Source organism: Humidesulfovibrio sp., assembly GCF_035560995.1.
Taxonomy (GTDB): Bacteria; Desulfobacterota; Desulfovibrionia; order Desulfovibrionales; family Desulfovibrionaceae; genus Humidesulfovibrio.
In genome coordinates this window covers 1-12,102 of the sequence record NZ_DATMYK010000077.1, presented here as the reverse complement: position 1 = coordinate 12,102, position 12,102 = coordinate 1, and the positions used below count along the sequence as shown (strand labels likewise).

General features: G+C 64.2%; 11 protein-coding genes. 5 read left to right on the top strand and 6 right to left on the bottom strand.

The window, feature by feature from the left end:
• The first annotated feature begins 231 nt into the window (after positions 1-231).
• The 3 genes from VN419_RS02975 to VN419_RS02965 all read left to right on the top strand — a co-directional run bounded on the left by VN419_RS02975 (position 232) and on the right by VN419_RS02965 (position 4,514).
• Entirely contained in the window at positions 232-2,766 is a 2,535-nt protein-coding gene (locus VN419_RS02975) for a glycogen/starch/alpha-glucan phosphorylase (RefSeq protein WP_325644290.1), read from the top strand.
• 71 nt (positions 2,767-2,837) lie between these two features.
• Entirely contained in the window at positions 2,838-3,188 is a 351-nt protein-coding gene (locus VN419_RS02970; protein ID WP_325644288.1) for a hypothetical protein, read from the top strand.
• A gap of 132 nt (positions 3,189-3,320) precedes the next feature.
• The gene (locus VN419_RS02965) at positions 3,321-4,514 is read left to right on the top strand and encodes a pyridoxal phosphate-dependent aminotransferase (protein ID WP_325644286.1); all 1,194 of its coding nucleotides are present in this window, start codon (positions 3,321-3,323) and stop codon (positions 4,512-4,514) included.
• A gap of 338 nt (positions 4,515-4,852) precedes the next feature.
• On the opposite strand, the gene VN419_RS02960 is transcribed toward VN419_RS02965, so the two are convergent.
• The 4 genes from VN419_RS02960 to VN419_RS02945 form a co-directional block, all read right to left on the bottom strand.
• Complete coding sequence (locus VN419_RS02960) at positions 4,853-5,254, bottom strand: hemerythrin family protein (RefSeq protein ID WP_325644284.1); 402 nt, start codon at positions 5,252-5,254, stop codon at positions 4,853-4,855.
• A 255-nt stretch (positions 5,255-5,509) separates the two neighbouring features.
• Positions 5,510-7,105: a chaperonin GroEL gene (groL, locus tag VN419_RS02955; protein ID WP_325644282.1), complete on the bottom strand. Its 1,596-nt coding sequence runs from the start codon at positions 7,103-7,105 to the stop codon at positions 5,510-5,512.
• Positions 7,106-7,148: 43 nt separating this feature from the next.
• On the bottom strand, positions 7,149-7,424 hold the full coding sequence (locus tag VN419_RS02950; RefSeq protein ID WP_325644280.1) for a co-chaperone GroES: 276 nt from the start codon (positions 7,422-7,424) through the stop codon (positions 7,149-7,151).
• A 235-nt stretch (positions 7,425-7,659) separates the two neighbouring features.
• Positions 7,660-8,337 (bottom strand): response regulator transcription factor, encoded by a 678-nt coding sequence (locus tag VN419_RS02945; protein WP_325644278.1) that lies wholly within the window; start codon positions 8,335-8,337, stop codon positions 7,660-7,662.
• A gap of 167 nt (positions 8,338-8,504) precedes the next feature.
• Between VN419_RS02945 and VN419_RS02940 the strand changes: the two genes are divergently transcribed.
• Entirely contained in the window at positions 8,505-9,056 is a 552-nt protein-coding gene (locus VN419_RS02940; protein WP_325644276.1) for a thermonuclease family protein, read from the top strand.
• A gap of 3 nt (positions 9,057-9,059) precedes the next feature.
• On the opposite strand, the gene VN419_RS02935 is transcribed toward VN419_RS02940, so the two are convergent.
• Both VN419_RS02935 and VN419_RS02930 read right to left on the bottom strand, forming a co-directional pair.
• A complete protein-coding gene (locus tag VN419_RS02935) occupies positions 9,060-10,256 on the bottom strand; it encodes a PhoH family protein (RefSeq protein ID WP_325644274.1) in 1,197 nt (398 codons plus the stop codon).
• Between the two features lie 210 nt (positions 10,257-10,466).
• Positions 10,467-11,432 (bottom strand): LysR family transcriptional regulator, encoded by a 966-nt coding sequence (locus VN419_RS02930; RefSeq protein WP_325644272.1) that lies wholly within the window; start codon positions 11,430-11,432, stop codon positions 10,467-10,469.
• Between the two features lie 134 nt (positions 11,433-11,566).
• Here VN419_RS02930 and VN419_RS02925 point away from each other — a divergent pair, with 134 nt between their 5' ends.
• A complete protein-coding gene (locus VN419_RS02925) occupies positions 11,567-12,067 on the top strand; it encodes a C-GCAxxG-C-C family protein (protein WP_325644270.1) in 501 nt (166 codons plus the stop codon).
• The last annotated feature ends 35 nt before the right edge of the window (positions 12,068-12,102 follow it).

The window sequence follows — 12,102 nt, the reverse complement described above, 5'->3', positions numbered from 1 at the left end:
ACATACGGGTTCCACGGACGGGAAGGGGTCTTGGCGTGCATGGCAAATCCTCCTGCTGAAGTATGTATACCCTCGTGGGGTATTTTAGAGGATACGCACTCTTGTCGGCGCGTCAAGAGACAGCGGCGCGAATTGTTTCATACACGTCAGCGGCTTGCTATTTTTTAAGATTACAGGCAAAAAGTGGATATTATTTCCTCAAATACACCATCAACGGTAGTCGAGGTCGCCATGTCCGCCAAGAAGACAGCCGCAGAATCCAGAAGCGCCACGAAGCCCGTCGCCAAGCCTGCGAAAACGGCCAGCCCCAAGGACGAGCCCATCATTCCGCCCGCGCAGTGCTCCCCGGTGGAGAACCTGAAGGAAGACATCCGCAGGCACATGTTCGCCTTCCTCGGCAAGGACATCACCCGCGCCAGCATCCACGACTATTACAAGGCCGTGGCCTACACCATGCGCGAGCGCATGGCCGAGCACTGGATCCGCACCCAGCGCTCCTACTACGACGAAAGCGCCAAGCGCGTGTACTATCTTTCCCTGGAATTCCTCGTGGGCCGCTCCCTCAAAAACAACGTCCTCTGTCTCGGCATGGAGGACCAGGTGCGCGAGGCCCTGACCCAGATGGGCCAGGACTACGAGGAGATCAGCGAGACCGAATGGGACGCCGGGCTCGGCAACGGCGGCCTGGGGCGCTTGGCCTCCTGCTATCTGGACTCCCTCGCGACGCTCAACATCCCGGCCTACGGCTACGGCATCCGCTACGAGTACGGCATCTTCCACCAGAGCATCCAGGACGGCTGGCAGGTGGAGCGTCCGGACAACTGGCTGCGCTTCGGCAACCCGTGGGAGTACGACCGCGCGGGCTACCTGTACCCCGTGCAGTTCGGCGGCGAGGTGCGCACCTACACCGACGACCAGAACCGCCTGCGCGCCGTGTGGGAAGGCGGCGAAAAAGTCATGGCCATGGCCTACGACATGATGGTGCCCGGGTATGAGAACGGCAACGTCATCAACATGCGCCTGTGGAGCGCCAAGAGCAGCCGCGACTTCGACCTGGAGTTCTTCAACTCCGGCGCGTACCTGCGCGCCATCGAGGACAAGGCCAAGAGCGAGAACATCTCCAAGGTGCTCTACCCGACCGACAACTTCGTGGAAGGCCAGGAGCTGCGCCTGAAGCAGCAGTATTTCTTCGTGGCCGCCACCTTCCAGGACATCACCCGCCGCCACCTGAAGCACCACCAGGGCTTCGAGGACCTGCCCAAGCTGGTGGCCGTGCAGCTGAACGACACGCACCCGGCCATCGCCATCCCGGAGCTCATGCGCATCCTGCTGGACGACCACCTGCTGCCCTGGGACAAGGCCTGGGAGATCTGCGTGGGCACCTTCGCCTACACCAACCACACCGTCATGCCCGAGGCCCTGGAGCACTGGCCGGTGGACCTCATGGCCCGCGTGCTGCCCCGGCACATGCAGATCATCTTCGAGATCAACCGCCGCTTCCTGGACGAGGTGCGCAAGCTCTACCCCGGCGACGACGACCGCCTCTCGCGCCTGTCCCTCATCGGCGAGGACTTCGGCAAGCGCGTGCGCATGGCGAACCTGGCCGTGCTCGGCTCGCACTCGGTCAATGGCGTTTCGGCCCTGCACTCCGAAATCCTGAAGGCCAGCACCTTCCGCGATTTCGCCGAACTCTTCCCGGAGCGCTTCAACAACAAGACCAACGGCATCACGCCCCGGCGCTGGCTGCGGCAGTGCAACCCCGGCCTTACCAGCCTCATCGCCGAGGCCATCGGCCCGGGCTTCATCACCAAGCTGGAGCGCCTGGAGGACCTGAAGCCCTTTGCCAAGGACTCCGAGTTCCGCGCCCGCTGGGCCAAGGTGAAGCACCGCAACAAGCAGCGCCTGGCCGAGTACGTGCTGCACAAGATCGACCGCAAGCTCGACCCGGACAGCCTGTTCGACGTGCAGGTGAAGCGCATCCACGAGTACAAGCGCCAGCTCTTAAACGTGCTGCACGTCATCAGCCTGTACGACGACCTGCGTTCCGGCAAGCTGGGGCACGACATCGTGCCGCGCACCGTGCTCTTCGGCGGCAAGGCCGCGCCCGGCTACCGCATGGCCAAGCTCATCATCCGGCTCATCCACGCCGTAAGCGACACCATCGCCCGCGAGCCCAAGTGCAACGGCCTCCTGAACGTGGCCTTCCTGCAGAACTACTGCGTCTCCAACGCCGAGAAGATCATCCCCGGCACAGAGCTCTCGGAGCAGATATCCCTGGCCGGAACAGAGGCCAGCGGCACCGGCAACATGAAGTTCGCCCTGAACGGGGCCCTGACAATCGGCACCCTGGACGGCGCGAACATCGAGATCCGCGAACGCGTGGGCGAGGACAACTTCTTCCTCTTCGGCATGACCACGCCGGAGGTGAACGAACTGAAGGCGCGCGGCTACAATCCCTGGGAGTTCTACAGCAAGGACGACTCGCTGCACCGCGTGCTCGACCTTCTGGCCTCCGGGCACTTCTCGCCGCTGCAACCGGATCTCTTCCGGCCCATCGTGGACACCCTGCTGCACGACGGCGACCGCTGGATGCTCCTGGCCGACTTCCGCTCCTACGTGAACGCGCAGAAGGACGTGGCCAAGCTGTACCGCAGCGGCGACCTGTGGGTGGAGAAGTCCATCCTGAACACCGCGGGCATGGGCTACTTCTCGTCCGACCGCGCCATCGCCGAATACGCCAAGGACATCTGGGGCGTCGAGGTCTAGGCCGGAAAACGGTACGCCTCCAAAACGGCAGAGACAGACAACAGCAACCCTCCAGCCCCTCGGAGCAGCACATGAAGCTGAAACACCTCGCCCTTTCACTGGCCCTTGTCGTCCTGGCCGCCACCTCGGCCTTGGCGGGCAAGGTCACCGTGCATTTCTTCGTCGTTCCGGCCTCCACGCCCGCCCCGCAGCTCAACGCCTTGAACGACTACCTCATCCACACGGCGGGCGGGTTCACGGCCTCGCGCAGCTTCGGCGCCTCGCAGAACAGCCTGGGCAAGGACTATGCCCCGGACAACCTGAGCTACACCGTTTCCGCGCACAAGAACCTGAGCAAGGACATCGGCGGGTTCCTCAAAAAGAACCTGGGGCTGAAGGACGTGTTCCTGCTCTCCTGGCCCGCGGAACGGCTGGACGACTAAACCCCGCACTGAACCCTGACTGGGGCGGCCTTGCGCCGCCCCTTTGCTTTCGGGCGGGCTTCGGCTACTCTTGCGCCCACACATTTCGCGCGCCCACGTTTTGCCCGCGCGCAGTAAAGCAAGGAGTCCCCCATGCAGATCCTTTCCAGCCAGGTCAAAAGCTACATGGACCGTTCGTCCTGGATCCGCCGCATGTTCGAGGCGGGCATAGAGCTCAAAAAACAGTACGGCGAAGACCAAGTGTGCGACTTCAGCCTGGGCAACCCCGACCTGCCGCCCCCGGCTTGCGTGTGCCAAGGCCTGCGCGACATCGCCGACGAGGCCGACCAGCCCTTCGCCTTCGGCTATATGCCCAACTTCGGCTACCCCCACGTGCGCGAGGCGCTGGCCAAGAGCGTCTCCGCCGAGCAGGGCGTGGACATCGCGCCCGACTGCCTGGTCATCACCTGCGGCGCGGCCGGGGCCATCAACGCCTTCTACCGCGCGGTCATCGAGCCCGGCGACGAGGTGCTCTGCCCCGCGCCCTACTTCGTGGAGTACGGCTTCTACATCGAGAACCACGGCGGCGTGCTTAAGACCGCCCCCGCCAAGCCCGGCACCTTCGACCTGGACGTGGCCGCCCTCGAGGCCGCCATCACCGACAAGACCCGCGTGCTGCTCATCAACTCGCCCAACAATCCCACGGGCGTGGTCTACCCGCGCGAGACCCTGGTCGAGCTGGCCGCCATGCTCACCCGCAAGAACGAAGGACGCGAGCGCCCCATCTTCCTCCTGGCCGACGAGCCCTACCGCTTCCTGGCCTTCGACGGCGTCGAGGTGCCCTCGCTGCTGCCCCTGTACCCGTACACCGTCGTGGTCAGCTCCTTCTCCAAGAACCTCTCCCTGGCGGGCGCGCGCGTGGGCTACGCCCTGGTGAACCCGGCCATGCCCGGCAAGAACGAGCTGGTGGCGGGCATCATCCTGGCCAACCGCATCCTGGGCTTTGTCAACGCCCCCGCCCTGGCGCAGAAGCTGCTGGCCAAGGCCCTGGGCTCCCAGGTGGACGCCGCCATCTACGCCCGCAGGCGCGACGCCATGAAGCAGGTGCTGGACGCCGCGGGCTACCAGTACCCCCTGCCGCGCGGGGCCTTCTACTTCTTCCCGCAGGCGCCCGGCGGCGACGACGTGGCCTTTGTGAGCCTGCTGGTCGAGGAGCGCATCCTGGCCGTGCCGGGCAAAGGCTTCGGCTGTCCGGGGCACTTCCGCCTGGCCTTCTGCGTGGGCGAGGACGTCATCAAGCGCTCGGCCGAGGGCTTCAAAAGGGCTTTGGAAAAGGCGAAAAAGTAAGAGAAGAGAATATGCTCCGCAGTCCAGGGGGTATGCACCCCCTGGACCCGCAGGCCAAACGAGAAGCCCCGGAGCGCAAAGCGCTCCGGGGCTTCTCGTTTGGGGCAGGCAGGGCAGGAACTCTTGGTTTCCAAATCCATCAGAGCTGGGGGAGTTCAACGCCCGCACGGCCTTCCGCCCGGCCCCTCCGCGCGGGGTTCCTGCTCCGGCGGCTTCACGCTGAAGCAGGAACCCCGCGCTCTAGGGAGTCCAGAGGGCCTTGTGCCCTCTGGCGGGGTGCAGGGGCAGCGCCCCTGCGGAATCAGGAAAAGCTCCCCTCTTGACCAGTCCGTGCTGCACTAGCGCAGGTGTTGCTCCAGGTATCGGCCCAGCTGCCTGTCCACCCCTGTCAGGTGCTGCACCATCCAGTTCTGCAGGTAGTCGAGGATGGCGGCAGAGTCGCCTCCGCCGTTGCTGCAGGCTTCATCGAAGTGCCGCACGGTGTCGCGGAAGTGCTCGTGCTCCATGAGGTGCGCCTCGTATCCGGGATAGCCGAAGGCCTGCATGAAGCCTTCCTCCACGTGAAAATGCCCGTCGGCGTAATCCTTCAGACGCGCGACAAGATTGTCCGCCACGCAGGCCTGGCCGCTTGCCTCTTGCGCGTCCAGCAATTGATTCAAGGCGTCCAGGAAGTGCTTGTGCTGGTCGTCGATCGTCTTGATTCCCAGGGTGTAGGCATCAGTCCATTGGATGCGGGCCATGGCGGCAACTCCTTGTGGACAGAATTCCAGCTGCGCAGTCCCTACGTAGCATATTCCACAAAGCACGCAAGAGAGCGCAAAAAAGGGGCTCCGGTCCCCTCCCTAGTGAGTTCCGGAGCCCCTGCCGCCTGGTCGTATGCGGGAGTTGCCTCTCTTATCGGCCGCCCGGCGCAGGCGATTAGACCCCAGGCAAAGAAAAAGGCCGGGCATTGCCGCCCGGCCTTTTGGAAGCGTGTGCTGAAGCGGGCGCGTGGCCTACTTCTTGTCGTCCTTGTCGTCGGCCTTGTCGGCCACGGCGCACTCGGTGGTGAGGAGCAGACTGGCCACGGAGGCGGCGTTCTGCAGGGCCACGCGGGTCACCTTCTTGGGATCGATGACGCCAGCGGCGTAGAGGTCCTCGAACACGCCGGTGCCGGCGTTGAAGCCGAAGGCGCCTTTGCCCTCGCGCACTTTCTCAACCACCACGGAGCCTTCGAAGCCCGCGTTGGCGGCGATCATGCGCAGGGGCTCTTCGAGCGCGCGGCGGATGACGAGAACGCCAGCGGCCTCATCGTCGTCGATGCCCTTCACGGTCTCGAGCACCTTGGACACGCGCACGAAGGCGGTGCCGCCGCCGGGGATGATGCCTTCCTCGACAGCCGCGCGGGTGGCGTTCAGGGCGTCTTCCACGCGGGCCTTCTTCTCCTTCATTTCCACTTCAGTGGCCGCGCCGACCTTGATGACGGCAACGCCGCCCACGATCTTGGCCAAGCGCTCCTGCAGCTTCTCTTTGTCGTAGCTGGAGGTGGTGATGGAGATCTCGCCCTCGATCTGCTTGATGCGGGCCTTGATGTCTTCCTTCTTGCCGGCGCCGTCGACGATGGTGGTCTTTTCCTTGTCCACGGTGATGTGCTTGGCGGAGCCCAGGGAATCGGCGCGCACCTTGTCCAGGGTCAGGCCCATGTCCTCGGAAACCACCTGGCCGCCGGTAAGGACGGCGATGTCCTGGAGCATGGCCTTGCGGCGGTCGCCGAAGCCGGGGGCCTTCACGGCGCAGACCTTGAGGGTGCCGCGCAGCTTGTTCACCACCAGGGTGGCCAGCGCTTCGCCGTCCACGTCCTCGGCGATGATCATGAGCGGGCGGCTCATTTTGACCACCTGCTCCAGCACGGGCAGCAGCTCCTTCATGTTGCTGATCTTCTTCTCAGAGATCAGCAGCAGGGCGTCGTCGAACTCGCAGGTCATCTTTTCGGCGTTGGTGGTGAAGTACGGGGAGAGGTAGCCGCGGTCGAACTGCATGCCCTCGACCACGTCGAGCACGGTCTCCATGCTCTTGGCTTCCTCCACCGTGATGACGCCCTCTTTGCCGACCTTGCTCATGGCCTCGGCCAGAATGTCGCCGATGGCCTGGTCGCTGTTGGCGGAAATGGTGCCGATCTGGGCGATTTCCTTGCGGTCTTTGGTGAACTTGGCGATTTTGCCGAGCTCGGCCACCACGGCCTCAACGGCCTTGTCGATGCCGCGCTTCACGCTCATGGGGTTGCGGCCGGCGGCGATGAGCTTCAGGCCCTCGCCGAAGATGACCTGGGCCAGCACGGTGGCGGTGGTGGTGCCGTCGCCCGCCACGTCGTTGGTCTTGGAAGCGACTTCCTTGACCATCTGGGCGCCCATGTTCTCGAACTTGTCCTCGAGGTCGATCTCCTTGGCGACGGTGACGCCGTCCTTGGTGATGGTGGGGGCGCCCCAGGACTTCTGGATGACCACGTTGCGCCCCTTGGGGCCCAGGGTCACTTTCACGGCATCTGCAAGGGTGTCCACGCCGATCTTGAGCCCGGCGCGGGCGGCTTCGTCAAAGCGGATGGTCTTGGCCATATTTTTCTGTGCTCCTTACGTGGTGATTTTGAGCGCGAAGCGCTTATTTTTCGATGACGGCCAGGATTTCTTCCTGGCGCATGATGACGCACTCTTCGGCGTCCATCTTGAACTCGGTTCCGGCGTACTTGGCGAACAGCACCACATCGCCCTTCTTCACCTGCATCTTGACCTTGTCGGTGCCGGGGCCGGCGGCCACCACGGTGCCGCGCATGGGGCGCTCCTTGGCGCTGTCGGGGATGTACAGGCCGCCAGCGGTTTTTTCTTCCTCAGGCAGGCGCTTGATGATCACGCGGTCGTGCAACGGGGAAAGCTTCATGGGAACTCCTCCATTAAAATATGTGTTGTTTTTGCCGCGCCGGACCGGACGGCTGAAGCGCCGTGCGGCATGACGGGCGGTCCGGCTAGGGCGATGGAAAGATAAGCAGGCGACCGGGGATGTCAACGCCATGGCGAGAGGTTTTTCGCATCCCGCGCTTGAAGCGGCCGCACGCGGACAAAAAAAGGCCGCGGACGATTCGCGCCCGCGGCCCATGTCGGGATACGCAGATTTTCTACAGGCCTTTTTCCAGCTCGATGCCGCTGGATTTCACAAACTCGCGCACCTGATGCAGGTTGTGCAGGTCGAGCTTTTTCATGAAATTGGCGCGGTGCTTTTCCACCGTGCGAGTGGAAAGGAACAGCTTCTCGGCGATTTCCTTGTTTTTCATGCCCTGCAACACCAGTTGCAGAATATGCCTCTCGCGCACGGTGAGCCCCTCCAACGGAGAGGTGCGCTCCGGGCGGCTGCTGCGCAGATAGCCGGTGATGAGCGTGGCCGAGACTTCTGGGCTCACGTACGCCTCGCCCCGGCACACGGCGCGGATGGCGGTAAGCAGATCCTCGGCGCTGGCGGCCTTCACTACGTAACCGTCCACGCCGGAATCAAGGGCGGCATGGAGGTAGTCTTCGCTCCTGTGGGCGGTGAGGGCGATGATGCGCGCGTCCGGGAAATCGCGTTTGATGGCCTTCACGGCCACCATGCCGTCCACGCCGGGCATGGAAAGATCCATGAGCACAATGTCCGGGCGGAGCTCCTTGTACATGCGCATGGCCTCGCGGCCGTCCTGCGCCTCGCCGATGACCTGACACAGGCCCTGAGTCTCAAGGTAGGCCTTCAGACTCTGGCGGAGCAGGGCATGGTCTTCCGCCAAGAGCACCCGGTAGCGTTTGGTGTCCGTTTGTTCTGTCATAGCTGCTTCACCTTCTCAGTCGTCAGAGATAGTCTTCACCCGCCCAGTGGGGGTATTACGCACAAAATGGTACGCAGTCAAGAAAACCTGATACGCATTACCCTAGCTTTTTAGTCGTGTATCTGTACGAATTGACTCCTGTTCGTATTGTATGCGAAAATTTTTGCATGATGAAAAAAGCGCTCGCAGGGTTCTTTGTGCTGCTGTGCCTGGCCGATCCGGCCTGGGCCTATTTGGCCAAGGTCAAGAATGTGCACGATGGCGATTCCATCGCCGTCTACGGCCCGGACGAGCAGATCGTGAATGTGCGGCTCTACGGCATCGACGCGCCGGAGTTCAAGCAGGCCTATGGCTACCAGGCCAAGACAAGACTGCGCAAACTGGCCGGCCGCAAAACGCTGGAGATAACCCCGGTGGACACGGACCGCTTTGGTCGTACCGTGGCCTTGGTGTACGACGCGGACGGGCGCATGCTGAACGAGATGATGGTGGGCGAGGGCTTGGCCTGGGTGTACGAGAAGTACTGCCACAAGGATCTGTGCGAGAATCTGCGGACCTTGCAGGAAGCCGCCCGGCAGGAGCGCCGGGGCCTCTGGGCAGACCCCGACCCCCAGAAGCCGGAGGACTGGCGCAGGGAGCACAAGACCGAGGAATGGTACGCCGCCCCGGTGCGCGCGGTGAAGAAGATCGCCCGCAAGATCACGGGCGTGTTCAAATAGCGCCTACAATTTGCTCTTGAGCACGATGTCCGTGATGGGACCGCGGCTCTTTTCCCCCTTCAGCACCATGTGCGCGTAGTTTTTGAAGCCCTTCAGCTTCTTCACGGTCCAGTTCAGGCCGTTGTTGCTCTCGTTCAGATACGGGTTGTCCACCTGGCGCGTATCGCCCAGGCAGATGCACTTGACCCCCTCGCCCATGCGCGTGAGCAGCGCGCGCGTCTCCCCGCGCGACAAATTCTGCATCTCGTCCACGATGACCACGCAATTTTCCAGGTTCATGCCCCGGATGTAGGCGATGGGCTGGATGATGAAACGCTTGGGGTTCAATTTCAGCACGTCGGCCTGGGCGTCCTGGAAGATGCGGTTGGCGGGCCTTATCTCGTGCAGCTTGAGCAAGAGGTCCGTGATGTATCGCACGTAGGGTCCCATCTTCTCTTCCACGTCGCCGGGCAGAAAGCCCATCTTGGCGCCTATCTCCACCACCGGCTTCACTAGGTAGATGCGCTTGAAGGGATTGTCCTTGCGCTCCAGCGTCAAATACAGGGCAGCGGCCAGGGCCAGGTAGGTCTTGCCGTATCCGGCCTCGGATTGCAGGCTCACCAGGTCGATGCGCGGATCGAGCATGAGCTCCAGCGCCAGGTTCTGGTACACCGTGCGCGGTTTGAGCCCCCAGATCTCATGGTTGTAGCCGATGGGCTTTGGCCCGTCCGGTCCATGGAACACGGGCACGCCGTTCTCCCAGCGGAAGGAGTTGGCCACGGGCTCCTCGCCCTCCTCCACAAAGCCGGTGTAGATCTGCGATTCGCTCTGAAAAGGCACGGAGTCGCGGTAGCCCTCACAGGGGATGCCGGACACGCGGGCCTTGAGCTGCAATATGCGGTCGTTGGTGACGAGGATTGGTTCGGAAAGCGGATGGTGCGTGATCTCGCGCAGGATGCGGTCGTCCGGGGATTCGTCCGTGGCCAGCGGCAGGGCGCTGCCGCCGGGGGGAAAGATGTGCACGTCCGGGTCGGAGAGGATGGTGGTGACGGCCTGGGAGACCACATGGCCGAGCCTGGGGTCGCGCTTCAGGCGGTCAAGCTCCGTCAGCACCGTGTAGGGGATGTGAATGTTGTTGTCCTGGCCGTTGCGCAACGCCTGGACACATTTTGGATTCTCAATGAGCACATTGGTGTCGAGCACGAAATTTTTCGAGGCCATCAGGATCCCTTGGGCTGGTGGTTTCGGCCCCTGGGTGCGGGCCGACAGGGTCCTCTGTCGTCGTGCTGGCGTTCTGATGTGTTACGCGTCCTCACCTCCCGAATGCGGCGTTTCGCCTCTTGGCTTTAAAGATTCTCTAAACATTCGCCCGGAAGAAATCCAGCGCAGTTTGACGTCGCGTGCGCAACGATGCGGTGACAGCGCAGCCCCCTAGCAGCAGGACTTTCCTGCCGCTTTGCCCGCAGGCCGGGGCTCCCAGGCGGACAGAGGCTTCGCCTGGCCCGCACCCGCCGGCAAGAGCCCCTCGCGCGCCAGCACCATGAACGCAGCCAGGGGCGGGGAAAGCCACTTGTCGCGGTGGCGGATCATGAGCACCGCCGTCTCCAGCTCGCCCTCGGCCCAGGGCAGCACCGCCAGCCGCCCGGCGGCCACGTCGTCGGCCACGGCCACGGCGGGCAGAATGCTCACGCCCAGGCCACCCAAAACGCTGCCGCGCAGGGCTGCGGCGCTGGCGAACTCCACCCCGGCCGCGCGCGTCACCCCCGCCTCGTCCAGCAGGCCTTCAAACATGCGCCGGTAGGAGCAGTCCGCCTTGGAGAGCACCAGGGTCTCGTCCCGCAGGTCCATGGGCCCGATGCGTTTGCGCCCGGCCAGCCGGTGCCCCGGCGCACAAACCAGCACCAGCCGCTCCACACCCAGGGCCTCCACCAGCAGGTCGCCGCCGCGCACCCCCTCGGCCATGAGGAAGGCCAGGTCCGTAACGCCCTGGCGCAGATCCTTCTCCAACCCCTCCATGGTGCAGGAGGTGAGGCTCAGGCTCACCCGGGGGAAGCGCTGGCGGAAGCGGCCGATGACCGCGCCCATTCGCCAGGCGCACAGGGATTCGGGCACGCGCACCGTGAGGCTGCCGCGCGCCTCGCCCTCTCCCGCCACCCAGGCCCGCGCCTCGTCCTCCAGGTCCAGCATCTTCACCGCGCAGTCGCGCAGGCGCTCCCCGGCCGGGGTGAGGGCCACGGTGCGGCCCAGGCGCTCGAAAAGCCGCACGCCCAGGTCGTCCTCCAGCGCGGCGATGCGCGCCGACACCGTGGACTGGGCCGCGTGCACCTCCGCACCCGCGCGATGAAAGCTCAAAAGCCGCGCCACGGCCAGAAAGGTCTTCAAGTCCCGCAGTTCCACCTGGCCTCCGCGTGCGTTCGGTTTTTCCGTTCAGCCGCATCCAAAACAATCGTTGGACCCGATTACATCTCACGACTAATCGGTAAATCGAAGTCTGCAAAACGTCAATGCGCTGCGGCGCACAGGAGGATGCCATGAACAGTCAGGAAGTGGACAAGCGGGCAGTGGAACTCATGGAAGGCGGCCTGCACTGCGCGGAAGCGGTGCTGGTGGCCGTGCTGGAAGGTCAGGGGCTGCCCACGGACGTGGCCCCGCGCGCGGCCTCGGCCTTCGGGGCCGGGGTGGGCCGCAGCAAGAAGGGTCTGTGCGGAGCCCTGAGCGGCGGACTCATCGCTCTGGGTCTGGTCCAGGGGCGCGAAAGCGCCGAGGAGCCCTGGGACGACATCGCCATCCGGGCCGAAGCGGTGCGGAGCTGGTTCGCCGAGGCCTTTGGCTGCACGCGCTGCGAGGCGGTGCTGGAGAAGCTGAGCCCGCAACGGGGCAACGAGCTGTGCATCGGGCTTACCGGACGCACGGCCGCGAAGTTTCACGAGGTGCTGAACGCCCCGGTGGCGGCAAAGGCTGCGGTGTGCGGCTGCGGATGCACTGCGCAGGCCACCGCCCAGGCGCAAAGCTCCGGCTGCGGGTGCAGCTAGAGCGGGGACGAGGCAACAGGGGGCTCTGCCCCCAG

What these genes read in the sequence shown, in the direction of transcription:
- VN419_RS02975 (WP_325644290.1), top strand. Translation starts at nt 232, where the DNA reads ATGTCCGCCAAGAAGACAGCCGCAGAATCCAGAAGCGCCACGAAGCCC.
- VN419_RS02970 (WP_325644288.1), top strand. Translation starts at nt 2,838, where the DNA reads ATGAAGCTGAAACACCTCGCCCTTTCACTGGCCCTTGTCGTCCTGGCC.
- VN419_RS02965 (WP_325644286.1), top strand. Translation starts at nt 3,321, where the DNA reads ATGCAGATCCTTTCCAGCCAGGTCAAAAGCTACATGGACCGTTCGTCC.
- VN419_RS02960 (WP_325644284.1), bottom strand. Translation starts at nt 5,254, where the DNA reads ATGGCCCGCATCCAATGGACTGATGCCTACACCCTGGGAATCAAGACG.
- groL (WP_325644282.1), bottom strand. Translation starts at nt 7,105, where the DNA reads ATGGCCAAGACCATCCGCTTTGACGAAGCCGCCCGCGCCGGGCTCAAG.
- VN419_RS02950 (WP_325644280.1), bottom strand. Translation starts at nt 7,424, where the DNA reads ATGAAGCTTTCCCCGTTGCACGACCGCGTGATCATCAAGCGCCTGCCT.
- VN419_RS02945 (WP_325644278.1), bottom strand. Translation starts at nt 8,337, where the DNA reads ATGACAGAACAAACGGACACCAAACGCTACCGGGTGCTCTTGGCGGAA.
- VN419_RS02940 (WP_325644276.1), top strand. Translation starts at nt 8,505, where the DNA reads ATGATGAAAAAAGCGCTCGCAGGGTTCTTTGTGCTGCTGTGCCTGGCC.
- VN419_RS02935 (WP_325644274.1), bottom strand. Translation starts at nt 10,256, where the DNA reads ATGGCCTCGAAAAATTTCGTGCTCGACACCAATGTGCTCATTGAGAAT.
- VN419_RS02925 (WP_325644270.1), top strand. Translation starts at nt 11,567, where the DNA reads ATGAACAGTCAGGAAGTGGACAAGCGGGCAGTGGAACTCATGGAAGGC.